This is a genomic window from Chroococcidiopsis sp. (assembly GCF_051657925.1).
Classification (GTDB): Bacteria; Cyanobacteriota; Cyanobacteriia; order Cyanobacteriales; family Chroococcidiopsidaceae; genus Chroococcidiopsis.
In genome coordinates, this window is record NZ_JBOFLP010000007.1 from 1 (window position 1) to 6,556 (window position 6,556).

7 protein-coding genes are annotated in these 6,556 nt (G+C 43.0%); 5 read left to right on the forward strand and 2 right to left on the reverse strand.

What is annotated here, in order from left to right; translation table 11 throughout:
* The 5 genes from ACRC32_RS00495 to ACRC32_RS00515 all read left to right on the forward strand — a co-directional run.
* Positions 1-211: hypothetical protein (locus ACRC32_RS00495; protein WP_438552147.1), on the forward strand; the 211-nt coding region annotated here is incomplete at its 5' end.
* Between the two features lie 293 nt (positions 212-504).
* Positions 505-756 carry a hypothetical protein gene (locus tag ACRC32_RS00500; RefSeq protein WP_438552148.1) on the forward strand — a complete coding sequence of 84 codons (252 nt, stop codon included), beginning with the start codon at positions 505-507 and terminating at the stop codon, positions 754-756.
* Entirely contained in the window at positions 753-1,961 is a 1,209-nt protein-coding gene (locus ACRC32_RS00505) for a phosphotransferase family protein (protein ID WP_438552149.1), read from the forward strand. Before ACRC32_RS00500 ends, ACRC32_RS00505 begins: the two co-directional genes overlap by 4 nt.
* Before the next feature lie 25 nt (positions 1,962-1,986).
* The gene (locus ACRC32_RS00510) at positions 1,987-3,108 is read left to right on the forward strand and encodes a T3SS effector HopA1 family protein (RefSeq protein ID WP_438552150.1); all 1,122 of its coding nucleotides are present in this window, start codon (positions 1,987-1,989) and stop codon (positions 3,106-3,108) included.
* A gap of 390 nt (positions 3,109-3,498) precedes the next feature.
* A complete protein-coding gene (locus ACRC32_RS00515) occupies positions 3,499-4,389 on the forward strand; it encodes a hypothetical protein (RefSeq protein WP_438552151.1) in 891 nt (296 codons plus the stop codon).
* A gap of 167 nt (positions 4,390-4,556) precedes the next feature.
* Here ACRC32_RS00515 and ACRC32_RS00520 read toward each other — a convergent pair whose 3' ends face one another.
* Both ACRC32_RS00520 and ACRC32_RS00525 read right to left on the reverse strand, forming a co-directional pair.
* Positions 4,557-5,357 carry a peptidylprolyl isomerase gene (locus ACRC32_RS00520; RefSeq protein ID WP_438552153.1) on the reverse strand — a complete coding sequence of 267 codons (801 nt, stop codon included), beginning with the start codon at positions 5,355-5,357 and terminating at the stop codon, positions 4,557-4,559.
* Between the two features lie 66 nt (positions 5,358-5,423).
* On the reverse strand, positions 5,424-6,556 hold a 1,133-nt coding region (locus ACRC32_RS00525), incomplete at its 5' end, for an HlyD family secretion protein (RefSeq protein ID WP_438552152.1).

Genomic DNA, 6,556 nt, shown 5'->3' on the forward strand with positions numbered 1-6,556 from the left:
TCTATTCCAGGACTCCGAAAGCTTTCTCAACGATCTAACCGATACAGATTCTATGTCTGTGCTGGGCGGTTCAGAGAACGGTTTTAACGATTCGCAATACGCCTATCATGCAATTGTAGACATCGCTGTAATCCACCATCTATCGTTTATCGCAGAGCTGGTAGGAAACCTAGCAAGTAACGTTGGCGGCGGTAACGGCGGCGGTAAATAGAATGGATTCGTAGAGTTGAGTTCCAATAGTTACTAGCTAGTTCTAACTAAATTCCTGTTATCGGTTCATCGATCCTTCACGCTGAAATCACTATTCTGCATCCCTGTGGGATAGCTGACCGATAACAGTTTTTTGTCGCTACTCTTAAGCATCGCATTGGAGTTCAGAAGCGGTAACTTGAAAACTTGCCGGACATAATTACAGGAATTAGGTCTAAAAAAGCAGTTGAAAAAATTTGAGTTTCTGGTGTTTATCCCGAAAAATTGTAATTGAGAGTTTTGGAAAAAACACTAATGGCTAGGATTAAAATTTTCGATCTGCAACCTGCTGAATCTGAAAGTTTCTTCACTGAGCTAACCGATGCAGACTTGGCTATGCAAAGTGGTTCAGCTAATGAATTAAATCAGTTACTTTCGGCTGTGTTGATTGTATATGCTATTAGTCAAATCGTGTCCCTAGTGCAGAGTTTTTATTCTACCAACCAAAATAACGGCACTCCATTGAGTAATATTCTCAGTAATATTCAAGGAAACAATGAGTTATGACATTTTTATTAAGCTCTCAAAATGTTTTTGAGTATTTGATTAAGCAGGGACTCTGTACTCAAGAAGATCGATCTTCGAGTAAGATTGAGAGAAAAACTGCCAAAAATTTTAACTTGTTACTCACTCTGCCAAGGGGTCGCCAACTTTTAGTCAAGCAAGAGCTGCACGACCGAGAAGGAAAAACTGCTAGAGAGTTTCTGAGAGAATGGCGAGTTCAAGAGTTTTTACAACGATTCCCAGAACATAGCTATCTTCGCACTTGGCTTCCAGAGATACTCCATTTTGATGAAAGACATTCAATCATTGTTTTTAATTACCTCACAGACTATCGAGATCTCATAGATTTCTATACTAAAGAGAATATATTCCCAACTACGATCGCAACTTCAATCGGAACCCTTCTAGCTACCATTCATCGCGTGACTCTAGACCGTCAAGACTATCAAGAATTCTTCTCCCAAAAGTCAGAGGATGAATCCATCAACCAGGCTCCTCATCTCATTCGTGTCTTAGACCGGATCGGTCCTGAAGTTTTTGGTCTAGTTCCCGCAGATGGGTTGAGATTCTTTGCACTCTATCAGCGCTACGATAGCTTAGGGCAGGCGATTAAAGAGCTTAGCGCTGCTTTAGAGCCTTGTTGCCTAATACACAACGATCTCAAGCTAAACAATATCCTACTATCCAACAGTTGGGAGCATGTCGAGACAACTTGCTCCCCCCTTAATTCCCTTGAAGTCCGAGCGGCTAGGGAGAATGGCATTATTCGTTTAATTGATTGGGAGCGCTCCACGTGGGGAGATCCTGCTTTCGACTTAGGAATGCTTATCTCTAGCTATCTACTAATCTGGCTATCTAGCTTAGTTACTAGTAAAGCGATCGCGATCGAAGAGTCTTTACGCCTTGCCATGACTCCCCTTGAGGAACTGCAACATTCGATTGCTGCTCTGACTAGCGCTTATTTGAGTCACTTTCCAGAAATTTTAGAGCGTCGACCTGATTTTTTGCAGCGCGTCGTGCAATTTGCTGGTATGTGCTTGATTAATGCCATTCAGGCAAGACTCCAGCACCAAAAATTCTTTGGCAATCCAGGTATCTGTATACTTCAGGTTGCCAAGTCTTTGCTGTGTCGTCCAGAACAATCAATGCTGACTGTTTTTGGCTTACCAGCGTCGGAATTTCTTCGCTTTAGCTATTCTTCCGTTTGAGTATTTTAGTTGTAGGCAGACTGTTATGCAATTGCTGGATTTGGCGCAAAATCAACTATCGGACTTTGAGACCGATAAACTACTGGCTGCTCTTCATGACATTGTCCGCAAAATTCAAATTGAGTCTACATTCTGTATTCGTCATCTAGATTACCAAGCTTGGCAACTTCCGGCTGATAGATTACCGCGTTTTCAACAACTACCCTTAGAGCTTCAGACTAAGTACTTAAGCCAGCAGCTGTGCGGTTTTCTCTACAGCATTTATTACAACGGTTCTCTCAAATCTGCCTTGGCTCTAGACGCAGATTCAGTTGGTTTAGAACTGCACCAGAATCTAGAGAATAATACGTTTCTGGGAGTGGACTTGGAATTCTATCAGCGATTGCATTCTAGCAACAGCGGTAAAGGCTACTTTGACCCTGGTTGGCAAGTGCTAAGAGAGGAGAGTGATGGCAGCCTAGCAGTGAAAAAGACCGACTTGACCCTGCATATCGAACGCGATCGCCATTTACAACCAGTGGAGCAATCTGCAACCGTTGGAGACTCGGTGGCAATCCTGATGCCTCGCAACCTAGTGCAAAATGGATTCTACATGGCGGTAGGCAATGCAGGTCCGACCAGACTCGGCAATATAGTACGCATCTACTTCAATCTCAGCTCCGAAGGTGCGGTTGTTGTTATGGGCAACCTCACGCGGCAGCTGAATGACATTAATATTCCTTTCAGCTTCAAGGTACTATATAATCCCCCAGACTACAAGCGCTATGATTCAGGGGTACTCTACTTTGATAAAAGCAACTATGAAGATGTGCAACCACTATTGCAGGCTGTTTATGTAGAACACCAATCGCATTTTCAATCAGAAGTGCCATTGTTTACCAAGCTTTTAGCACCCGGACTCGCTCTTGCAGAAGAACCAAACCGCAAATTTTCTGCCCAAGAAAGCTTTGGTCTGAATCGTTGTAAAATCGTTGCCAATGGCTTACTCGAAGCTTGGCAACAAAAGGACAGTTCGACCGAAGGTCGGATAGCATCTATCAGCAAACACTTTTCATTGCAGGAAATTGATTTGCAGCGTCCTTATCTTAATCCTAAATCTGAGGACATTTACACTCCATTAGACTGGCGTTACATAGTCATCAAATAATTTTTCTAGGTTGAGTTTAGTTCCAAAAATCAAAAGTTTCTCTTCATAAACTAGCTTCTCTTGCTCAGATGTTAGCCTGCCAATAGGGGGGCTTTGTCTGGCTTCAAACACTGTTTTCCAACTCGCCCATAAGTGATACCGGAGCAATCTAACTTTAATCCGGTAAAATTAACTATCCACCGTATTTAGCACCTTAAACTTACCCATAAACAATCCGAATTGGTAAGTTTTCACTTAGAAAGGATATTGAGGTTTAGCAATAACGGTAAATCGAGGATTTTTATAATTAGTACTACATAACTTTACCATATGTCTCCTGAATATAGGGTTCTCGGCTTTTTCTCTAATGCAAATATTGGAAGCTAACTTTCCGATCGACAGAGGGTAACAATGAATACAAAAGTGTGGTTAATTCAACCTCAACTATGCTTGTCAAACATCAATTTAAGCGAACTTTCTAAGCAATCCCTTGGTAACGCTTTTCTAAAGGCTGCTCAGATTTTGTGCCAACAGCTCGAACAGATTGAATTAATTCTAGGAACTACTAAAGACTTTACAAAAAAGGTTTTTAATTTGGCTATTTTAGGTTTATTTTCTAAAATGCACCGCCTTTATTATTCTTATATTTTACTCAAAATCCACCAAGACGAAATAGGAAGTCAGTTCTTACTCGAACATTTAGTTGAAACTGCTGTTACGCTCACATATTTGCTGGAAGAAGCAAGCGAATGTGTTATTTCTGAGTATATTTTTGCTTCATTGTACCAAGCTCAGTCTTTATTGGTTGACGTGAAAAAACAATTACAAAAATTTCCTAATCATCCAGATTTATTAATTTTAAAAGATGAACTTGAGGCTTTCATTACTCAACAGCAAGAGCATGATGCTGAACCTGAGTTTCCTGCTGATTCAGAAGCATACTTGTGGGGACCCCAAGAAGCAGATACTACCTTTAAACGTGGAGCAATTATTGGATTGAATTTTCTCACTAATCCAGCTCGACAAATAGCTTTAAAGATCGTACCAGCAAGCTGGCTAGATCTTCAACTCAATTATTTGAATTCCTTTACCACAAGCTCTCGTACTAAAGTCAATCCCGATTCCAACTTCACATGCGTGCGCGATGCTACCCATTTATGCTTGCACGCTACTCAAAGTTTCCTTGAGGAAGCGATCGAGCACCAGAATATCGATTACCCTGGCATAAAACATCAGCAAGAAATCCTTAATCTGCTGTATGAGTGGTTCCACAATGCTCATCATGTCTATCAACTGCACTAGCGTGCAATAATTCAGGAGAAAAGCGACTGCGATCCACGTTTTCAATCTCGATCTTTTGTTTGTAACTCAGTGAGGCAGCAGAACCAGCCAAGCTTTCTCAGGGTAGAAACAAGAGACTAAGGCTTTGCCGCACTCGGGTATTAATGCAAGAGCTTGTGATATTTGGTTTATAGTCGATCGCTAATTAAACCATTGGAAACTTGGGACTCGAAATTAGCGGCTAGGTTTTCTGGATCGAGGTACTTAACAATTTCAACTTGCTCGATTTGTTGCTTTAGCCATGTAGTAAATAAATCTGCAAGGATTTTTAAGCGCAGCGTATCATCCAATTGTGGTTGCACGATCTCCTCAACCAAGATTAGATGCGTTCCCTTAGAAGTAACAATTGGTTTGAGCATCTGGGGCGGAGTAGCTGCAAAAACCGCAGCAGAAATTTCTGGTTTGAGCTCGCTGCGGCGTAGCATCCCCCGATATCCCCCAGCACGGCGTAGCTCTTTATCCTGGATATACTGACGAGCTACCTCACAGAAACCGATCTCGCCTTCTTGAAGAGCATAAAATAATTCCAGAGCCAAGTCGCGATCGTCCAAGACAACTTCATACATCACCACTCCGCCATAATTTAACTGTTGCTCAAAAAAAACCGATTCGACTTTATCTGCAAACAGATGTCGAGCTAATTTCTCCGAGATGATAGTGGTGTAAATCAATTGCTCAAACTCATTTAGGGACAAACTTTGTTTGTGCAGCCACGACCAGGTATCGTCAGCGCGTATGAGATTGTTGCTTAACCGAAAATTATCTGCTGCCTGCTGCAGTTCTGCCAGTTCCACTGTAATGCCTGCTTCTTTTGCAGCATTAGCAATAATTCGGCGAGACACTATAGCTTCAATAATAGAGGGAATTTGGCACAAAAGCTTGATTTGCTCGATAATATCGTCACGGGAAACAGCGATCGCTTCTGACATGATAAAACTCACTTGAAAATGGGTGAAGGGCTGGCGAGAGGCAAGAGATTTTCATCGTTTGCCGATCTAGAGTTCCAAGCCGCCTGCTTGCAACTTCTTAAACGGATCTAAAATGAAGTCAATGACGCGACGCTGCCGGATAACCACCTCTGCTGTCGCTGTCTGTCCTGGTTTTATGGCAATACGCTTGTTGGCAGTTTGGATGTAGGGCTGTTGCGGCGTGATTTCCAGCTCAAAGCTTTCTATCCTACCCTGGTTTGTTTCCTGAGTCTTGGAGTCTGGTGAAATCCAACTCACGCGACCTTCCACCACTCCATAGTCTTGGAAGGGATAGGCATCAAATTTGATCTTGACCGGCAACCCCAAACGCAGAAAACCGCTTTCTGGGCTAGCCATTTGTGCCCTAACTACAAGAGAAGTCCCTTTTGGCGCAATCTGAGCGATTGTGTCACCAGGTTGTACTACGGCTCCAGCACGTTGGATGGGCAACTGAAAAATTGTGCCGTCAATTGGTGCGCGTAGCACGCGTTGCTGCAACTGAAATAACAGAGACTCAATCTGCTGTCTGGATTGAGCGATTTCCGCTTGCAGGTCTGTGATTTGGGCTTGGACTTCTTTGATACTTCTCTCACTCTCCATGACTGCTAGTTCACCTTCGCGAAGCGTGCTTTCATAAGTACTTCGCTGTTTTTTGAGTTCGTTTTGAGCTTGTTGGATGTCTGACTTAGCTTTTATAAGACGCTGTTGATTATCAATCATCGTGCGTTCTGCTTCGTCTAGCCGCAGCCCCGAAATTACACCATTCTGCCGCAGCTGTCGGAAGCGTTGCACTGTACTTCGATCCCTTGCTAAGAGTTGCTGTGCCGAGTCAATCTCTGTTTTATGAAAATCAATCTGTTGCTGAATTTGATTAATCTGTGCCTGTTGCCCAGCTGCCTGGGCTTTGCTCTGCTGTCGCTGCGTCAAGGCAGTCATCTTCAGCTGGTTTTTTATCAGTTCCACTTGTGGGAGACGATCTAGCTGACCTTCTAACTTTGCTCGGGCTTGTTGGAGTTGGGCAAGCATTTCCTCTGATTCCAGTGCCAGTAATGTTTGACCAGCCTTTACAAATTGACCTTCCTTTACCTCAATCTCAGCAACTGCTCCAGTAACAGGTGCATCAAGCCTTACGGTTTTGCCCTTGGGCTCAAGCCGCCCTC

Bases quoted from the DNA above. Each gene is read 5' to 3' on its own strand.
- ACRC32_RS00500 (WP_438552148.1), top strand. From the start codon at position 505: ATGGCTAGGATTAAAATTTTCGATCTGCAACCTGCTGAATCTGAAAGT.
- ACRC32_RS00505 (WP_438552149.1), top strand. From the start codon at position 753: ATGACATTTTTATTAAGCTCTCAAAATGTTTTTGAGTATTTGATTAAG.
- ACRC32_RS00510 (WP_438552150.1), top strand. From the start codon at position 1,987: ATGCAATTGCTGGATTTGGCGCAAAATCAACTATCGGACTTTGAGACC.
- ACRC32_RS00515 (WP_438552151.1), top strand. From the start codon at position 3,499: ATGAATACAAAAGTGTGGTTAATTCAACCTCAACTATGCTTGTCAAAC.
- ACRC32_RS00520 (WP_438552153.1), bottom strand. From the start codon at position 5,357: ATGTCAGAAGCGATCGCTGTTTCCCGTGACGATATTATCGAGCAAATC.